Origin of the sequence: Chryseobacterium formosense, assembly GCF_900116415.1 — a bacterium.
Lineage (GTDB): Bacteria > Bacteroidota > Bacteroidia > Flavobacteriales > Weeksellaceae > Chryseobacterium > Chryseobacterium formosense.
Map to the genome: position 1 here is coordinate 601533 of NZ_FPAP01000003.1, position 14767 is coordinate 616299.

Consider the following 14767-nt stretch of genomic DNA (forward strand, 5'->3'; position numbering starts at 1 on the left):
ACAATAAGTTTTATCTATCATATTCTTACCGATTTCAACTCACATCAAACTATCTTTGCAGCTTAATTTTTTCTTTTACATGGACAGCTCTTTACACCGCAAAGAAAATGTGAATCTTCAGCTCCTTACATACGTCTGTTTCACATTTGTCGGTTATTTCATTATTGGTTTATCATTATCGGTTCTTCCGATCTTCATTAGCAAAAATTTAGGCTTCAGTCTTTTAATTGCCGGACTGGTTATCAGCTTGCAATATGTTTCAACGTTTTTTCTTAGAGCGTACTCGGGAAAGGTCATTGACGGAAAAGGTCCAAAACCTGCTGTTTTATTCAGCATGATCAGCTTTTCTTTGACCGGAGTTTTTTTGATCTTAGCTTATTATTTTAAACTCTCACCTTTAATCAGTCTTTCGTTTTTGGTTATTACCCGTTTATTGACAGGCTGTGCTGAAGGAATGATTGGTGCAAGTCCTATTAACTGGGCAATGATGGCGGTTGGCGAAAAGCATACGGCAAAAATTATTTCTTATAATGGTGTTGCCTGTTACGGAGCGTTGGCAATCGGAGCTTCTTTAGGTGTTACCATTGAGCATGAATTCGGTTTGTATGGAATCGGGATTCTTTCCATAATTCTGGGAATTTTAGGATTTCTTTTTGCAAAAACCAAAGAGAATAAAACAAATACCAATCCGCAGGAGGCCCAGTCTTTCTGGAAAGTCTTAGGAAAAGTTGCTCCTTTCGGAGTTTGTCTTGCTTTAGGCGGAATTGGTTTTGCAAGTATTTCTACATTTATTACTTTATATTATAATCATTTTCACTGGAACAATGGTGCGTTGTGTCTTTCCGTTTTTGGAGGATTATTTGTTGCGGGAAGACTGGTTTTCAGTAATGTTATTAATAATTATGGTGGAATTAAAGTTGCTATTGCCTGTCTTTTAGTTGAAACGATTGGCTTGCTTTTCATAGCCTTTGCCCCGAATGCACAAATCGCATTAATCGGAGCAGGAATTACAGGATTAGGATTTTCATTAATATTTCCGGCTTTGGGAGTAATGGCCATAAAAAGTGTTTCTCCATCCAGTCAAGGATCTGCTTTGGCAGGTTACGGACTTTTCATTGATATATCTTTAGGCGTTGCAGGACCAATTATCGGTAGTGTTGCTGATTTTTTCGGGATGCAGTTTATCTTTCCGTTCAGTGCTGCAATGGTTTTTATAGGATTGGGATTGGCGTATTTCCTTAAAATGAAATCAGCAAAACATTAATGACAGGAATGTCTTTCAAAAATGTGATTGTATTTTCTAAAATCTATCATATTTATTCTTATAAAAATTGATAATTTGAATTTCAGGTTGGTGTTTCGCAAAGGCACCAAGCTTTTATGTAATGCCATACTTTAAGGCGCAAAGATTTTATCTACGATAAAATTATCATCTGCATTATAAAAGAAAATCTCCGATTTTCTCCTTGCGCCTTAAAAACAGAAAAATTCTTATTAAACCTTGCGCCTTTGCGTTTTTCCAATAAATTTAAACTTAATCATAAGTTCTAAAGAAAAAATAAAAAAATCAAATTTTCAGGATTCGACAAAATTCACGATTTTTGCAACTTCAAAATACGATATGTCAGACTTAATCAAAGAAATAGAAAAAAGAAAAACCTTCGGAATTATCTCTCACCCCGATGCCGGAAAAACCACTCTTACAGAGAAGTTACTACTTTTCGGGGGTGCGATTCAGGAAGCGGGCGCGGTAAAATCCAACAAAATAAAAAAAGGAGCAACCTCCGATTTTATGGAAATTGAAAGGCAGAGAGGGATCTCTGTGGCAACGTCCGTGTTGGCTTTCGAATACAGAGATCACAAAATCAATATTCTGGATACTCCGGGTCACAAGGATTTTGCAGAAGATACTTATAGAACTTTGACCGCGGTTGATTCTGTAATTGTTGTCATTGATGTTGCAAAAGGAGTTGAGGAACAGACTGAAAAACTGGTTCAGGTTTGTAGAATGAGAAACATCCCGATGTTGGTTTTCATTAATAAGCTTGACCGTGAAGGGAAAGACGCTTTCGATTTGTTGGATGAAGTTGAACAAAAATTAGGATTAACGGTTTGTCCGCTTTCTTTACCAATCGGTATGGGTAGCGACTTCCAGGGAATTTACAATATCTGGGAAAACAATATTCAGTTATTCTTGGAAGAGAAAAAACAGAAAGTTGGTGATTCTATTAAGTTTGATGATATTAATGACACATCTATTGATGAGGTGATCGGTGAAAAAGCAGCTGCCACTTTAAGAGAAGAATTAGATTTAATTCAATCGGTTTATCCTGAATTTAATCGTGAAGATTATATGAAAGGTGATTTGCAGCCTGTTTTCTTTGGTTCTGCTTTGAATAATTTTGGAGTTCGTGAATTATTAAACGCTTTCATCGACATCGCTCCGATGCCACAGCCAAAAGAAAGCGATACCCGTCTGGTAAAGCCTGAAGAAAGCACTTTCACAGGGTTTGTTTTCAAAATCCACGCAAATATGGATCCGAAGCACAGAGACAGGCTTGCCTTTGTGAAAATTGTTTCGGGAACATTTAAAAGAAACGAAAATTATTTATTGGTAAGAGAAGGCAAAAAAATGAAATTCTCTTCTCCAAACGCATTCTTCGCCGACAAAAAAGAAGTAGTGGACGAAAGCTTCCCTGGAGATATTGTTGGTCTTCATGACACAGGAAGCTTCAGAATTGGTGATACGTTGACAGGTGGCGAGAAATTAAGCTTTAAAGGTATTCCGAGCTTCTCCCCTGAACATTTCAGATATATTAATAATAATGATCCATTGAAGGCAAAACAATTGGCAAAAGGTATCGATCAGCTGATGGACGAGGGAGTTGCCCAGTTATTTACGCTTGAGATGAACAACAGAAAAATCATCGGAACCGTTGGAGCCCTTCAGTATGAAGTTATCCAATATCGTTTGGAGCACGAATATGGTGCAAAATGTACTTATGAACCCCTTTCTATGCATAAAGCCTGTTGGGTTGAAGCTGATGAAAAATCAGACGAATTCAAAGAATTTGCAAGATTGAAACAAAGATTCTTGGCAAGAGATAAATATAACCAATTGGTTTTCCTGGCAGATTCTTCTTTTACCATTCATATGACACAGGAAAAATTCCCAAATGTGAAACTGCATTTTATAAGTGAATTTCAAAATGCTTAATCAGTATTAAATCTGATGAGTTTAAAATAACAACCCGCTAAGTCTTTACTTAGCGGGTTTATTATTATTGATAATTATAATCTTATTTTCTAAGCATCAATAGCTTCTTAACAATTTTCTCTCCCTGTAGCTCAACTTCGATCATGTAAGCTTCAGTAGGTAAATGTGTCAGATCAATTTTCTCTAAATGCTCTGCGAAGAAAAGGCGATTTCTCTTAGGAATTACAAGCTTCCCATCCATTGCATAAATAGTATACGAGAATGCATAAGGTGCAAGCGGACTTAGTCTAGGGAAATCTAATTTGATGTAAACATACCCGTCATAAGAAGGAATAGGATAAATCATTAAACCTTGGTAAACAATAGAAGGTGAAGTTCCCGGTGTTCCAGGAGTACCCGGTGTACCCGGAGTTCCAGGGTTGGGAATTGGCGGCACCACAACAGCAGAAGAATTAACTGTGAAATTCTGTGAATTTACATTTAAAAACACGTTTTCTACCGCTTTCACCATGATTCTTGAAGTGGTACTGTTACCTAAACCTCCCGGAACGTTGAACGTATGAGTTCCGTCATTTGGTGTACTTGCAACCAAAATATGAGGGAAAGTAAGACCGCCGTCAGTCGACAACAAAATACTTACGTTTGGTGTGCTTACCGGAGCAGTTGTTGTGTTCGCAACATCCCAAGTTACAGTCTGAGATTGTCCTTCCGTCCACACAGTTCCCACAGTATTTTGAGAAGTTACCACAAAAGGACCTGCCGTATCAATAACGGTGAGTTTTACATCATCACGTCCCGTTTGCCCTCCAAGTGAATTATTATCTCTTACCATGACAGAGAAATTTAAAGCTCTGGCAACAGAAGAAAGTTTTTCCCACGCTTTTACATCTGCCGGATTCACTATTGCTGGATTATAACCCGAAACAATCGTTGAAAGTCTTGGGAAATATCTTGATGGTGAAGCTGTAGGCATTACAGATCTGAAAAGAGGTCCGACCGTATTTGTCGGTTGAGGAGGCATTGGAGCAACACCCGCATCAATCTGTTCCCATGTATATGTTAACGGGTCATTATTAGGATCTGTTGCTGTTGCTGTTAACAAAAACGGTGTGCTCTTCGGAATATTTCTGTCTAAACCAGCATTTACAACCGGTTCTCCGTTTGCAATTGAAGTTTTAACTCCACAAGTTGATGTAGCACCTGATGTCAGTCTGGTGTACATCTCATTAATGCTTATCGAATGGAAATATGCATCACTGTTTGACTGAACATTGGGAGGACAAATACCCGCATACCCCATGATTGAACTTGCACTTCCCGGCTCAATAGTCGTAGGCACATTTCTGTTGCAGTTATTGTTTTGAGTATGCATTGCGCCAAACTGGTGACCCATTTCATGGGCAACATAATCTATTACGAAAGGATCTCCAACCGGAACGGCAGATCCCGTTACACCACCTGCTTTACTTCCCCCGCAGATTGAAGGTGTTGCCGCAAGACCATTGTCATTTCCTGCGTTTGCCTGGAAGAATAAGTGACCGATGTCATAATTAGCCGCACCTATAATATTATTTGTAACCGTAATATTTTCACTCAACATCTGCCCTGCATCCAACGCATTAAATGTATCTGTACTGATAAAAAACAAAGCATCTGTATTGGCAATAAGCTGTAATCTTACCGCAATATCCCTTTCAAAAACCTGATTTAATCTGGTTACCGCTAAATTTACTGCCGCAAGTACAGCCGCTTTTTTCTGAGCATCCGTTCCTGAACCTACACCCGCCTGTCCAGCAATGTAAGCTGTATATTCTGTGGTTGTAGTAATGGCAAGACGATACTTTCTGTTTAATCCGTCGATCACCGTTTTTTGATTGAGAGCAGATTCTTTCAGCTCGCTGTCCCCATTAAAAAGACATTCAAACTGGTTGAGAGAAGATGCTTTTTTTCGGTCGTAGATTTTATACACTTGATTATCTTTTGTATAAGAATCAATGTAATAAATCCCTTCGTTATTCGAGATCATCCCGTTAAAACCGAAGTAAGGATCAATGGTAAATCTGATAGCAGATGATTTATCCCCTTTTTTAAATCCTATATAAGATTTGATTTCGGAATATCTGTTCTGAAGATCAGGATGCATTGTTGATGACTCATAAACTTCGTAGGTATCATAACTTCCAGCAAGATTCGGGAAATTCATCAATATCCCTTTACGACTGGAGCTATAATCTCTGTCAGCAACATTCATCAATTGGTTTTGAATATCCTGAATATTCAGTGTAAAAAGAGAATAGTCTGTAATTCTCACATTATTCTCACGAACTTCACTGTTGTTGATATTAGAATCAAATTTCTTCCAGTGATTCTTCTGAGCAAAACCTGCTGCAGAAAACAAAAGTAAAGTACCCAGAACGAGTAGTTTTTTCTTCATATATTTTTTTATTTTTTTAAATATTAACGGCTACGAGTTTTACACTTTTAGGAATATTTCCTTTTATTTTTAAAATCAGAATAGGATTTTTTTGTTTCTCGGCTAAATATTCATCATTTGAAACTTCTTTATAATAAACATGTAAGACAGAGTCATTTTCTTTTATTTCAGTAACCTCAATATCTCCGAAAATCTGCTTTTTCATTATTGGTTTTAATACTAAAAGAAATTCATCATCCGAAATTGTAGGAATAGGTGCTGATCTGGAAAATTTTTTATCATCCAGTTGTTTATAAATCGCTAAAGTTTCATTAAAAGTTGTAATGATTGTTGCCTCTTTTAATGATACCTCTCTATTCAGCCTTCTCACTTCGGAAAACTCTACCGATTTATTTTTTTCAGTCATTGAAACCCTTTGATTTAAATCATTTTTTAAGCCCGCAGAGTTTGTGCAATTATTCCCTAACGCAACAAACAAAAACGAGAAAACAATCAGACAAAGGAATTTCATATCAAACTCTTAAAAAGCAAAGTTAAATATTATTATATTTCCAAAGAAAAAAAACTTTTAACATTTTTTATAATTTATTAAATCCGTTGTAAAATACCATATTTTAATTTACAAAAAGCTCATTATCAATGAAATAAAATTTTACCAAAATCATACATTTCTTTTACAATCATTACAAAAAATTCAACCATAATTTTACTTCAACAAAAAAATAATCTTATGAAAAAGTTCATTTTATTAGTTGCGGTATCAAGCATGTTTATCATGTGTAAAAAAGGTGAAGCAGCAACATCTCAGTTAGAAGATGCGATAAGCAGCACAGATAGTGCCGTTACAAAGGTTAGTGAGAAAATTAATTCAATTAATGATGAAGCGAATGCAGTTTTTGATTCTGCAAGTATCCGAATTAAAGACTTCGAAAAAACAAAAAGTGAAGCCGAACAGAAAATCGAAGCAACTTCCAAAAGCATTGATTCTTTATCAGATAAAATTATCCATCTGAAGCTTGAGTCTAAAACTGAAAAGAAAGATTCTGCTGAGAAGAAAATCGTCGTGAACGTTCCTGCTCCGAAAGTCATTAAAGAAACCAAAATTGTTTATAAAAACAAACCACAAGTTCATGAACCTATTTCTAAAAATAAAATGATAAAAACAGGTGTTCTGGAATTGAATGTGAATGATGCCGAAACCGCAAAAGAAATTGTAAAAGAAGAGGTAAGAAAATATGACGGTTTTATAAAAAGCGAAAATATTTCTTTAAACAACAATGAAAATAAAACGGCTTATTTAAGAGTAAAAGTTCCGATCCAGAAATTTGATTATCTGATGGATGATTTGAGCTACAACATCGGTGAGGTTGAAAATAAAGGAATTGATGTAACCGGACAGGATTTTGTAAATAATACGATGTGTGATGTTGAAATTACGCTTTACGGAATTACAAAAACTGCTTTGGTAAAAAATGAACCTGAAACTTTTGGCGGAAAATCTCTTGCTGCCGTTTCTTCCGGATGGAATGTTATTACCTCAATTTTCCTGTTTATCCTCCCGCTTTGGCCACTTTTTGTAATCGCAGGAATTGGGTATTATTTTTACAAAAAGAAAACCAGTAATCAATCCGGAAATCATTCCAATTAAGAATAAATTAATTTTTAAGTAAATTTTAAGGGAATAATTTACCAAGTAATCGGTTTTTCTATTAATTTTATCACCTCATAATATTATTAATATTTGTGGTTTGGTGAAAGTAAAAGGCTCTCGATTGAGAGCCTTTACTGTTATACTGTTATTTCATATTCACTACTTTGTCTACGACATATCTTGTGTTTCCACGCCACGGCAGAGCGCCTTTGTATTCTTTATAATGAAGATCAAAGACTTTCCCGCTGTTGAGTTCCAATTGTTTGAAAACTTCCGGGTCAGAAATAGAAAATTCAAACTCATAGCTTGTAATTGTTCCGGTTTTTCCTTTTCCAAAACCTTCCTGAATTAATTTCCCTTCATACGTTTTAAAAACATATCCTTTTTTAATTGCATAATTAAGGTAACCTGATTTCACTCCTTCTCCGAAAACGAAGAAAAATTTATACCAGACGAAAACTCCAACAAGTAGTAAAATTACTCCAACGGTGATCCACAAAGATTTTTTCATAAGTAGTGTTTTGTTTTAAATATAATTACATTTCATACTTGTTAATAAAGATTTCTAATTTATCTTTATCTAAGTTTCCGTCATTTGAAAAAACTTTTTCCTTCAAAAGCCATTGAATTAAGTTTTTCATCATGCTCTTAGAACCTAATCCAGCTATTTTTTCAAAATTGGTTGAGCTAAATTTCACGCCAATACCAACAAAATTAAATACCATATAATCGTCTGATTCATAAGCTGTACCGTTATCTTTAAATTGAAGGTTCAATACTTCATCATTCTTTAAATCGAATAATGAATATTCAACAAAACTCTGTTTTTCATATTTAAAGACTTCTTTATTATCTATAACAACTTTATCTTTAGTTAGTTTTAAGTCTTGAGCAGAAATAAAACCATTTATTAAAGCCATAAAAAATAATGATAAAAGAATTTTTTTCATCATTTAATTATTAGAATTATTTTGAAATACTTCTAGAAATCACAATTTTCTGGATTTCAGAAGTTCCTTCATAGATCTGAGTGATTTTTGCATCTCTCATCATTCTTTCTACGTGATATTCTTTTACATATCCGTATCCACCGTGAATTTGCACCGCTTCAATTGTAGTGTCCATCGCAACCTGAGAAGCGTATAGTTTTGCCATTGCTCCACTTTCAGAAATGTCTTTTCCGGCATCTTTTTCACAAGCAGCCTTGAAGCAAAGCATTCTTGCAGCCGTAATCTGAGTTGCCATATCTGCCAATTTAAAAGCAATCGCCTGGTGATTGATAATTTCAGTTTTGAAAGCTTTTCTTGTTTTAGCATATTTTAAAGCCAATTCGTAAGCTCCAGAAGCGATACCTAAAGCCTGAGAAGCAATACCGATTCTACCACCGTTCAATACAGCCATTGCAAAATTGAATCCGAAACCGTCTTCACCGATTCTGTTTTCTTTCGGTACTTTTACGTTGTTGAAGATCAAAGAATGCGTATCACTTCCTCTGATTCCCAACTTGTCTTCTTTTAATCCGATTTCGAAACCTTCCCAACCTCTTTCAACGATGAAAGCATTGATTCCTTTATGTTTTTTTTCAGGATCAGTTTGAGCGATGACGATATAATAAGAAGCCGTTCCACCATTGGTGATCCAGTTTTTGATACCGTTTAATAAATAGTAATCTCCTTTATCTTCAGCAGTCGTTTTCTGAGAAGTTGCATCAGAACCTGCTTCAGGTTCAGACAAAGCAAAAGCTCCGATTACCTGTCCGCTTGCAAGCGGCGTAAGATATTTTACTTTTTGTTCTTCAGAGGCAAATTTTTCAAGACCTGCACATACCAAAGAGTTGTTTACAGACATTACAACAGCCGCAGAAGCATCAATTTTTGCAATCTCTTCCATCGCCAAAACATAAGAAACACTATCCATTCCGGCACCACCGTATTTAGGATCAACCATCATTCCTAAAAGCCCCATCTCCCCCATTTTTTTCACTTGCTCAGTCGGAAATTTCTGATCACGATCTCTTTCGATAACCTCCGGTAATAGCTCGTTTTGTGCAAAATCTCTCGCTGCCTGCTGAATCATCAGCTGTTCTTCTGATAAATTAAAGTCCATAAAAATTTTCTATTATATGGTCGCTAATTTACACTTTTTGTACAAATCTGAAAACAGAATTAATAATTTGAAATTAGGCTCATTAAATTATATTCATTAAAATCAAATTAAAATTAAATTATAGAACATATTATGGCATACATTTTACTAATTTTTAAATCATTAGTTCTAATTTCCGCAATTAAAAAAAATGCTTATATTTAAAATTCTAACTATATAATAAATACCATGTCTATAAAAAGATTATTCGATATACCCCATTATGCGCTACAGCATTTTCCTAAAAGTGACATGTTTGTTACAAAATATCACGGAGAATGGAAAAAAACGTCGACCCAGGAGTTTATCAATCAGGGAAATAAAATTTCGAGAGGGCTTTTAAAGCTTGGCATTAAACCTGGTGATAAAATTGCGCTCATCACCACAAATTCCCGTACTGAATGGGCAGTAATGGATCTTGGACTTTCACAGATCGGTGTGGTTTCCGTTCCCGTTTACCCGAGTATTTCACCGGAAGACTATGAATTTATCTTTAATAATGCTGAAATTAAATACTGCTTTGTTTCCGATAAGGATCTTCTGGATAAAGTCATGAAGATTAAACATAATGTTGCGAGCTTGCAGGGCGTTTTCACTTTCGACAACATCAGCGGAGCAGCCAACTGGAAGGAGATTCTTGACTTGGGTGAAGACGATTCTACCCAAATTGAAGTGGAAGATCTTTCAAAAGCCATTAATCCCGAAGATTTAGCAACCTTAATTTATACTTCCGGAACAACTGGAAAACCGAAAGGCGTAATGCTGACTCACGAAAATATTGTTTCGAATGTTTTAGGTTCAATTCCTAGAATACCTAAGAAAAAAAGTTTAGATTATAAAGATACACGTGTTTTAAGCTTCTTACCGATCTGCCATATTTTTGAAAGGATGCTGTTTTATCTTTTCCAATACAATGGTTTCTCCATTTGGTTTGCAGAGAGCATCGAAAAAATGGGTGAAAATGTAAAAGAAGTAAAACCTCATTACATGAGTGTTGTTCCAAGACTGGTAGAAAAAGTTTACGATAAAATCTATGCAACCGGTTCTTCTGCGGGCGGAATTAAACAGAAAATTTTCTTCTGGGCATTAGATATAATCCAAAAAAAGAAAGAGGTTTCAAAACCTTCGGGATTGTTTGAAATCATTGCCGATAAATTAGTCTTTAAAAAATGGAGAGAAGGTTTAGGCGGCGAGATCATCACTTTGGTTTCCGGTTCAGCAGCTTTATCGAAAAGATTAAATTTGATGTTTCAAAACGCTGGAATTCCTATTCTGGAAGGTTATGGTTTAACAGAAACTTCGCCTGTAATTTCGGTAAATTCTTTCGGAAAAATGAAAATTGGAACTGTAGGTCATCCTCTGGATAATTTAACGGTAAAAATTCAGGAAGACGGTGAAATTACGGTAAAAGGTCCTTCTGTTTTTAAAAGCTATTTTAAAAATGAAGAACAAACTAAAGAAACGTTCACAGAAGACGGATTTTTCAAAACAGGGGACATCGGTCACATCGACAGCGAAGGATTTTTACAGATTACCGACCGTAAAAAGGAAATGTTTAAAACTTCCGGAGGAAAATATATTGCTCCGCAAACGATTGAAAATTTAGCCAAAGCTTCAAAATTTATTGAACAGATCATGGTTGTAGGAGACGGTGAGAAAATGCCGACTGCTTTGGTTCAGCCTGATTTTGAATTTGCTAAAAGCTGGGCAATGAGAAACAATCTCAGCATCGGAACAACACCCGCTGAAATTGCAAAAAGTCCTGAATTAAAAGCGAGAATTGAAAAAGAGATTGATGATATCAACGAACATTTAGGTAATTGGGAAAAAATCAAAAAAATTGAACTGACGCCTGAAGTTTGGGCAATTGAATCCGGACTTTTGACACCAACTTTAAAGTTGAAAAGAAAAGCAATTAAAGAGAAATTTACTGATCTGTATAATAAGATGTATGAACATCATGAATAATATGAAACCGCTTCTTTTGAGGCGGTTTTTTTTGATTTAAACACTAATGACACTAATGTTTTCACTAATAACACTAATTTTATTGAAAAAGATTCTTCACTCCACTTCGTTCCGTTCTGAATGACAAGTAGGACATATAAATCATGTAATATCTCACGAAAAGGATTTGAGCTATTAGTGAAAACATTTGTGCAATTCGTGTTTTAAAAACAAAAAAGCTGTCTCAAAAATTTGGGACAGCTATTATATTTTTAGAAATAAATAATTAAAACTTAATTACAGATTTCATTTTTTCGTTTTCTTCCATTACCAACTCGTCGTCAACAAGGATTTTCCCTGAATGCTCATCAATAATGATTTTCTTTCTCTGAGCGATTTCCATTTGCTTTTGTGGCGGAATTGTGAAGAACGATCCTTTCGGAGCACCTCTTTCAAGACCTACAACCGCTAAACCTGTAGAAGAACTTGTTCTGATTCTGTTGTAAGAAGCCAATAATCTTTCATCGATTTTAGAAGCGAATTCTTTAGATTTTTCGATAAGATATTCTTCTTCTTTCTGAGTTTCAGCGATCAGACCCTCTAATTCTTCTTTTTTGAATTTAAGGTGATTCTTAAGATCGTTGATTTTATTATTAAGTTCTGCTAAAGTTTCTTCTTTGTGAGCGATTTTAGCACCAAATTCTTTGATTCTTTTTTCAGAAAGCTGAATTTCAAGCTCCTGATATTCCATTTCTTTTCCTAAAGCTTCAAACTCTTTATTGTTTCTTACATTATCCTGCTGAGATTTGTATTTCTCGATAAGAGTTTTTGCGTGGTTGATCACTTCATTTTTGGTGTTGATCTGATCATTTTGCTCTTTAATATCTGCATGAAATTTTTCAGCTCTTGTTTCAAGACCTTCTATCTCGATTTCAAGATCTTCAACTTCGATTGGCAATTCTCCTCTTGTATTACGGATCTCGTCTAGTCTTGAATCTATGATCTGTAAATCATATAAAGCTCTTAATTTTTCTTCAACTGAAATATCGGTTATATTCGCCATATCTAAAGGAAATAATTTACGGGGTTTGTTTTTTCACTAGATTTTAAGATTGCAAATGTACTAATTTTTTGCGACAAAATTTCAAATAATTGTTGAGCAACCCATTGTTCTGATTCATAATGCCCTACATCACAAATCAGCATTTTAGATTCTGCCAGGAAATAATCATGATATTTAAGATCTCCGGTGATATATGCATCACATTTTTTAGCCAGAGCAAATTTAATTCCGCTTGCTCCGGAACCACCCAAAACCGCTACTCTTTTGATTTTTTTATCTGTAAAATCTGAATGTTTAATCACCTCAACATTAAATTTATCTTTAATAAATTTCAGAAAATCTTTTTCATCCATTTCTATATCAAATTCGCCATACATTCCCAAACCTGAATATTGATTTTCATTGTCTAAAGAATAAATCTGATGTGCTACTTCCTCATAAGGATGCGCTTTTTTCATCGCAGCAATGATCTGATTCTGTTTGTACGCTTCAAAAATTACAGAAATCATGCTTTCATCAGCATTTTCTGTTACATTTTGTTGACCTGAGAAAGGATTTGAACCTTCAATCGGTCTGAAAGTTCCGTTTCCGTTAATCTTAAAGCTGCATTCGTCATAAAAACCGATATTTCCTGCTCCGGCTGAAAAAAGAGCTTCTTTTAACTGTTCAGAATGTTCATTCGGAACATATACCGTAAGTTGCTTTAAATTATTTTTTTTAGGCTGAAGTATTTTTAAGTTTTTAAGACCTAACTGATGACAGATTCCTGCATTGACTCCAAAATAATCATTATCGAAAGCGGTGTGAATGGCATAAATCGCAATTTTATTTTCAATAGCTTTTAAAACAGCTCTTTCAACATAGTTTTTTCCTGTGATTGATTTTAAACCTGAAAAAATAATCGGGTGAAAACAAACAACCAAGTTACAGTTTCTGGTAACCGCCTCATCAATAACACTTTCCAAGGCATCATGACAAAACAAAACTCCACTCACATTACGATCGGGAACTCCGCATAAAAGTCCGACATTATCGAAATCTTCCGCCTGAGGAATGGCAATCTGACTTTCTAGGATAGAAATTACTTCTTTTATTGTCATTTTATTCTGTAAGTTTGTTACGAAATTAATTATAATTTTATTCAAAACAAAAACACTCATGGAAAGAGAACACAATCTTGTTCCGGAAGATAAGCTCTGGAAAAGGTTTTTGTACCGAATCATCTACCGCTCTGATACGAAACTCGGAAAACTTTTCGACGTCATCCTTCTATCACTCATATTGGTGAGCACTTTTATTATTATGATGGAAAGTGTGCCCAAACTCGACAAGAAGTTTCACACGTATTTTATCATTTCTGAATGGATTATTTCGATATTTTTCACCGCAGAATACTGGTCGAGAATTGCAGTTGTAAAAAACAAAAAACATTACATCTTCAGTTTCTTCGGGATTATTGATTTTCTAGCATTAATTCCTTTTTATCTGAGCTTCTTTTTCCCGGTAACCAAATATTTTTTAATTTTCAGAATGTTGAGAATGCTGAGAGTTTTCAGGGTTTTCAATCTTTTGGATTTCATGAACGACGGAACTGTGATTGTGAGAGCTTTGAAAAACAGTTCAAGAAAAATTTATATCTTTTTATTGTTTCTTATTATTTTCTCAGTTATTGTTGGTTCATTAATGTTTATGGTGGAAGGCGGAAGACCTGGTTTTGAAACGATTCCACAATCTATTTATTGGGCTGTAGTGACGGTAACAACGGTAGGATATGGAGATGTTTCACCCATAACTCCGATGGGGAAATTTTTTGCTGTTATTTTGATGCTTGCCGGTTATTCAATTATTGCTGTTCCTACCGGAATCGTAACTGCCGAAATGAGAAATAAAAGACAGAATCTGGAGCTTATCTGTGAACGTTGCGGAAATGAAGATATTGACGATGATGCGCGCTACTGCAAACAGTGTGGCAAGAAATTGGCTTAGTAGATTTTATACGAATTGATCTATTAACCTAAATCGACAAAATCATGGAACCACAAAAGAAAAATACGCCTAATAAAGCTATTATCATTCTATTCTCTTTAATTGTACTTACCGTAGTTGTTTATTTTATCCTGCAAATGGTTTTACCTGAGTTATTTCAAACGATGCCGACCGGAGAAGTACAACCTGTGAAGCCAAATGAATAATGGTACTTCTAATAAAAATTAGAGCTTTCTGTATTAATGGAAAGCTTTTTTATTTTAAGCTAAATAAAAAAGAGACTGATCTATTGACCAGCCTCTTCTAAAAAGGATTTTAAAAATA

At 35.0% G+C, this 14767-nt stretch carries 13 protein-coding genes; 6 read left to right on the forward strand and 7 right to left on the reverse strand.

Annotated elements, in window-relative coordinates; all coding sequences use genetic code 11:
- Positions 1-79: 79 nt before the first annotated feature.
- Both BM371_RS14145 and BM371_RS14150 read left to right on the forward strand, forming a co-directional pair.
- Positions 80-1264 carry an MFS transporter gene (locus BM371_RS14145; RefSeq protein WP_034678740.1) on the forward strand — a complete coding sequence of 395 codons (1185 nt, stop codon included), beginning with the start codon at positions 80-82 and terminating at the stop codon, positions 1262-1264.
- Positions 1265-1621: 357 nt separating this feature from the next.
- Positions 1622-3217, forward strand: coding sequence for a peptide chain release factor 3 (locus tag BM371_RS14150; protein WP_034678742.1), 1596 nt, complete (start codon positions 1622-1624; stop codon positions 3215-3217).
- Between the two features lie 82 nt (positions 3218-3299).
- Here the strand turns inward: BM371_RS14150 and BM371_RS14155 are convergent, their stop codons facing one another.
- Together BM371_RS14155 and BM371_RS14160 are read right to left on the reverse strand one after the other, a co-directional pair.
- Complete coding sequence (locus tag BM371_RS14155; protein ID WP_051882980.1) at positions 3300-5651, reverse strand: reprolysin-like metallopeptidase; 2352 nt, start codon at positions 5649-5651, stop codon at positions 3300-3302.
- 16 nt (positions 5652-5667) lie between these two features.
- Positions 5668-6057, reverse strand: a complete 390-nt coding sequence (locus BM371_RS14160) for a hypothetical protein (protein WP_131431011.1) — start codon at positions 6055-6057, stop codon at positions 5668-5670.
- Between the two features lie 324 nt (positions 6058-6381).
- On the opposite strand from BM371_RS14160, the gene BM371_RS14165 reads away from it, so the two are divergent.
- Entirely contained in the window at positions 6382-7299 is a 918-nt protein-coding gene (locus BM371_RS14165; RefSeq protein ID WP_034678745.1) for a DUF4349 domain-containing protein, read from the forward strand.
- 148 nt (positions 7300-7447) lie between these two features.
- On the opposite strand, the gene BM371_RS14170 is transcribed toward BM371_RS14165, so the two are convergent.
- Genes BM371_RS14170 through BM371_RS14180 form a run of 3 tightly spaced genes read right to left on the reverse strand, consistent with a single transcriptional unit; the run spans position 7448 to position 9408 of the window.
- Positions 7448-7813: a hypothetical protein gene (locus tag BM371_RS14170; protein WP_034678748.1), complete on the reverse strand. Its 366-nt coding sequence runs from the start codon at positions 7811-7813 to the stop codon at positions 7448-7450.
- 25 nt (positions 7814-7838) lie between these two features.
- Positions 7839-8255, reverse strand: a complete 417-nt coding sequence (locus tag BM371_RS14175; RefSeq protein WP_051882983.1) for a hypothetical protein — start codon at positions 8253-8255, stop codon at positions 7839-7841.
- Positions 8256-8268: 13 nt separating this feature from the next.
- Complete coding sequence (locus BM371_RS14180; protein WP_034678751.1) at positions 8269-9408, reverse strand: acyl-CoA dehydrogenase; 1140 nt, start codon at positions 9406-9408, stop codon at positions 8269-8271.
- A gap of 228 nt (positions 9409-9636) precedes the next feature.
- Between BM371_RS14180 and BM371_RS14185 the strand changes: the two genes are divergently transcribed.
- Entirely contained in the window at positions 9637-11415 is a 1779-nt protein-coding gene (locus BM371_RS14185) for an AMP-dependent synthetase/ligase (RefSeq protein WP_034678754.1), read from the forward strand.
- 265 nt (positions 11416-11680) lie between these two features.
- Here BM371_RS14185 and BM371_RS14190 read toward each other — a convergent pair whose 3' ends face one another.
- Positions 11681-12457: a zinc ribbon domain-containing protein gene (locus BM371_RS14190; RefSeq protein ID WP_034678756.1), complete on the reverse strand. Its 777-nt coding sequence runs from the start codon at positions 12455-12457 to the stop codon at positions 11681-11683.
- Positions 12458-12459: 2 nt separating this feature from the next.
- Complete coding sequence (locus tag BM371_RS14195) at positions 12460-13557, reverse strand: Nif3-like dinuclear metal center hexameric protein (RefSeq protein ID WP_034678881.1); 1098 nt, start codon at positions 13555-13557, stop codon at positions 12460-12462.
- A 58-nt stretch (positions 13558-13615) separates the two neighbouring features.
- On the opposite strand from BM371_RS14195, the gene BM371_RS14200 reads away from it, so the two are divergent.
- The gene (locus tag BM371_RS14200; RefSeq protein WP_034678758.1) at positions 13616-14443 is read left to right on the forward strand and encodes an ion transporter; all 828 of its coding nucleotides are present in this window, start codon (positions 13616-13618) and stop codon (positions 14441-14443) included.
- 44 nt (positions 14444-14487) lie between these two features.
- Positions 14488-14649, forward strand: a complete 162-nt coding sequence (locus BM371_RS20595; protein ID WP_156124879.1) for a hypothetical protein — start codon at positions 14488-14490, stop codon at positions 14647-14649.
- Positions 14650-14767: the final 118 nt, after the last annotated feature.

Coding starts and splice junctions, on each gene's coding strand:
- BM371_RS14175 (WP_051882983.1), bottom strand. CDS start 8,255: ATGATGAAAAAAATTCTTTTATCATTATTTTTTATGGCTTTAATAAAT.
- BM371_RS14155 (WP_051882980.1), bottom strand. CDS start 5,651: ATGAAGAAAAAACTACTCGTTCTGGGTACTTTACTTTTGTTTTCTGCA.
- BM371_RS20595 (WP_156124879.1), top strand. CDS start 14,488: ATGGAACCACAAAAGAAAAATACGCCTAATAAAGCTATTATCATTCTA.
- BM371_RS14150 (WP_034678742.1), top strand. CDS start 1,622: ATGTCAGACTTAATCAAAGAAATAGAAAAAAGAAAAACCTTCGGAATT.
- BM371_RS14185 (WP_034678754.1), top strand. CDS start 9,637: ATGTCTATAAAAAGATTATTCGATATACCCCATTATGCGCTACAGCAT.
- BM371_RS14195 (WP_034678881.1), bottom strand. CDS start 13,557: ATGACAATAAAAGAAGTAATTTCTATCCTAGAAAGTCAGATTGCCATT.
- BM371_RS14190 (WP_034678756.1), bottom strand. CDS start 12,457: ATGGCGAATATAACCGATATTTCAGTTGAAGAAAAATTAAGAGCTTTA.
- BM371_RS14165 (WP_034678745.1), top strand. CDS start 6,382: ATGAAAAAGTTCATTTTATTAGTTGCGGTATCAAGCATGTTTATCATG.
- BM371_RS14180 (WP_034678751.1), bottom strand. CDS start 9,408: ATGGACTTTAATTTATCAGAAGAACAGCTGATGATTCAGCAGGCAGCG.
- BM371_RS14160 (WP_131431011.1), bottom strand. CDS start 6,057: ATGACTGAAAAAAATAAATCGGTAGAGTTTTCCGAAGTGAGAAGGCTG.
- BM371_RS14170 (WP_034678748.1), bottom strand. CDS start 7,813: ATGAAAAAATCTTTGTGGATCACCGTTGGAGTAATTTTACTACTTGTT.
- BM371_RS14145 (WP_034678740.1), top strand. CDS start 80: ATGGACAGCTCTTTACACCGCAAAGAAAATGTGAATCTTCAGCTCCTT.
- BM371_RS14200 (WP_034678758.1), top strand. CDS start 13,616: ATGGAAAGAGAACACAATCTTGTTCCGGAAGATAAGCTCTGGAAAAGG.